The following is a 3,108-nucleotide window of genomic DNA, read 5'->3' as shown; positions in this document are numbered from 1 at the left end:
GCGACGTGCCCTTCCGCGGCGACGTCGGCGGCGACCGCCCTCGTCGTCGCCAACACCGCGCAGGTGCGCAGCGCCGTGCACCGGCTCTTCCAGCTCGGCATCCGGATCCGGAGCGGCCCCGCCCCCGGGTGCTAGAGCTCGCCCTGCTGCGAGGTGCCGGCCGGGATCGGGACGAGCCGCGTCACGACGGGCGGGTGGGCGACGAGTCCGCGGATCGCCGCGTTGAGGCGGACGACCGGCTCTCCGGCGCCGTGCGCGTCGAGCAGGTCGCCGCTCGTCCACTTCTCCAGCATGACGATGGTGCCGTCGGGCGAGTCGTGGATCGCGTAGAGCTCGCAGCCCTCCTCCTCGTGCACCTCCGCGATGGCGGTGGAGAGGGCGGCGACGAGCGCGTCGCGCTGCCCCTCGGCGGGGGTGAAGATCGCGGTGACGACGACGGGATCGGACATGGCGTGCCTTTCGGAGGGGGGAGGGGGATCAGCGCTGCGGGGGTGCGGCGCAGCTGGAGCGGATGACGAGGTCGGCCTGCACCTCGATGTGCTGCGGGGCCTCGGGGAGGCGGCCCTGCATGCGGGCGAGGACGAGCTCGACGCTGTGACGGGCGAGCATGTCGATCGGCTGGCGGACGACGCTGAGCGGCGGGGTGACCAGCTCGCTCCACGGGTTGTCGTCGAACACGACGACCGAGAGGGCCTCCGGGATCCGGATGCCGAGCTGGAAGAGCCGGTGCACGGCGCTGCGCACCTGCGCGGTGTTGGCGACGACGAGGGCGGTCGGCGGCTCCGGCAGCGCGAGGAGGGCGGCGACCGCCTCGCCGCCGACGTCGCCGCGGAAGGGCACGTCGCGCACGAGCGTGGAGTCCAGCGGCAGGCCGGCCGCGGTGAGGGAGGCGCGGTACCCGGCGACGCGGGCCTGGCCGGTGGAGGTGTGCGCGGGTCCGGAGAGGATCGCGATCCGGGTGTGGCCGAGCGCGATCAGGTGGTCGGTGGCCCGGGCGGCGGAGGCGGAGTTGCCGATGCTGACGACGTCGACGTCGTCGAGCCCGGGCGTGGTGCGGTCGACGAAGACCACGTCGACTCCGGCGCGGCGCAGGCGCGACCACTTCTCGAGGTTGTCGCCGGAGGGGGTGGCGATCACGCCTCCGACGGAGCGGTCGAGCAGGCTCGTGAGCGACTCGCCCTCGACGTGGGAGTCCTCCTGCGTGGTGACCAGGAGCACCTGGGCCCCGCGGGCGCGCGCCTCCCAGACCACCTTGTCGGCGAGGCGGGCGAAGAACGGGTTGGTGAGGTCGGGCAGGACCAGGCCGATCGCGAGGGCCTGCCCCTGGCTGAGCTCGCGGGCGGCGGCGCGGGGGCGGAAGCCGAGCTCGTCGATCGCCTCGACCACGCGGCGCCGGGTGTCGACAGCGACCGGGCCGGTGCCGTCGTTGAGCACGCGGGAGACGACCGAGACCGAGACGCCCGCGGTGCGGGCGACGTCGCGGATCGTCGGAGCTTTCTGCACGGGTCCTCCCGGGGGCCGGCGGGGTCCTCGTCGAACGCCGCGATGCGAACTGCTGTTGACACAGCCTAACGGGCGCTGGTACAAAACTGGTACCGGTTCCACCCCGACCGGTCAGCAGAATTCCTCCGAAGAAGACTGCGCACGACGACGACGTCCACCGCCCTCACCGGCGGCTCTCCGCGTCCGTGCGCCACCGGACCAGAGAGGTCAACGTGAACCTGTACAAACTCCTCGGCGATCGCGAACGCGAGGGCCGCCCCATCCGCGTCGGGCTGATCGGCGCCGGCCGCTACGGCACCATGTACCTCTCGCAGGCGCGCAACATCCCCGGCGTCCACGTGGTCGCCATCGCCGACGTGAACGTGGCCCGCGCCCGCGGCGCCTTCGAGCTGGTCGACTGGCCCGCCGAGGCGATGGCCGCCGACATCCCCGAGGCGCTCGCCAACCGCACCACCACCATCGTCGACAACGCGGCCGTCCTCTTCGAGCACGACATCGACGTCATCGTCGAGGCGACCGGCAACCCCATCGTCGGCGTGCACCACGCCCTCCGCGCGATCGAGACCGGCAAGCACATCATCATGGTCACCGTCGAGGCCGACGCCCTCGCCGGACCGGCGCTCGCCAAGCGGGCGGAGAAGGCGGGCATCGTCTACTCGATGGCCTACGGCGACCAGCCGGCCCTCATCATGGAGCTCGTCGACTGGGCCCGCACCAGCGGCTTCGACGTCGTCTGCGCCGGCAAGGGCGCCAAGTACCTCGAGCACTACCACCAGATGAACCCCGACAACGTCTGGGAGAACTGGGAGTTCAGCAAGGAGCTCACCGACTCCGGCCAGCTCAACCCCTACATGCACACCTCGTTCCGCGACGGCACCAAGGCCGCCATCGAGATGGCCGCCGTCGCCAACGCGGCCGGGCTCGTCCCCTCCGACGCCGGCCTCACCTTCACCCCGGGCGACGTCGAGGAGATCGCCACGATCAGCCGCCCCCGCTCGATCGGCGGAGCGCTCGACCACGAGGGCACCGTCGACGTGATGTCGAGCGTCACCCGCGACGGCGCCCTCATCCCGCACAACACCCAGGAGGGCGTCTACGTCGTCGTCAAGGCGACCAACCCCTACGTGTCGACCTGCTTCGACGAGTACCCGTGGCACCCGGACCCGACCAAGCAGTACGCGGCGCTCTACCGCCCGTACCACTACGTCGGCCTCGAGCTGAACATGTCGATCGCCAACGCCGCCCTGCGCGGCATCTCGACCGGCCACCCCGAGGGCTTCTACGGCGACGTGGTCGCGACGGCCAAGAAGGACCTGAAGGCCGGCGAGTTCCTCGACGGCGAGGGCGGCTTCACCGTCTACGGCAAGCTCGTCTCCGCGAAGCACTCGGTCGCCACCGGCGCCCTCCCCGTCGCGCTCGCCCACCACGTCGAGCTGCGCAACGACATCGCGCAGGGCGCGACGGTCGGCTGGGACGACGTCATCATCGACGAGTCCCTCGCCGAGGCGCTCGAGCTGCGCCGCGAGACCGAGGCGCTGCTCGCCTCCTGATCCGACCCCGGGCCGGGCGGCCCCCCTCCGCCCGGCCCGGGGTCGGATCAGGAGG

General features: G+C 72.2%; 3 protein-coding genes. 1 reads left to right on the top strand and 2 read right to left on the bottom strand.

The window, feature by feature from the left end; translation table 11 throughout:
- Positions 1–131 precede the first annotated feature (131 nt).
- Both C5C10_RS17310 and C5C10_RS17305 read right to left on the bottom strand, forming a co-directional pair.
- Entirely contained in the window at positions 132–449 is a 318-nt protein-coding gene (locus tag C5C10_RS17310; RefSeq protein WP_104224889.1) for a putative quinol monooxygenase, read from the bottom strand.
- A 28-nt stretch (positions 450–477) separates the two neighbouring features.
- Complete coding sequence (locus C5C10_RS17305) at positions 478–1,503, bottom strand: LacI family DNA-binding transcriptional regulator (RefSeq protein WP_104274254.1); 1,026 nt, start codon at positions 1,501–1,503, stop codon at positions 478–480.
- Positions 1,504–1,715: 212 nt separating this feature from the next.
- On the opposite strand from C5C10_RS17305, the gene C5C10_RS17300 reads away from it, so the two are divergent.
- A complete protein-coding gene (locus tag C5C10_RS17300) occupies positions 1,716–3,053 on the top strand; it encodes an NAD(P)H-dependent oxidoreductase (RefSeq protein ID WP_104251308.1) in 1,338 nt (445 codons plus the stop codon).
- Positions 3,054–3,108 lie beyond the last annotated feature (55 nt).

Origin of the sequence: Rathayibacter sp. AY1A3, from assembly GCF_002930975.1 — a bacterium.
Classification (GTDB): Bacteria; Actinomycetota; Actinomycetes; order Actinomycetales; family Microbacteriaceae; genus Rathayibacter.
This window is presented reverse-complemented; position numbering and strand designations above follow the sequence as displayed.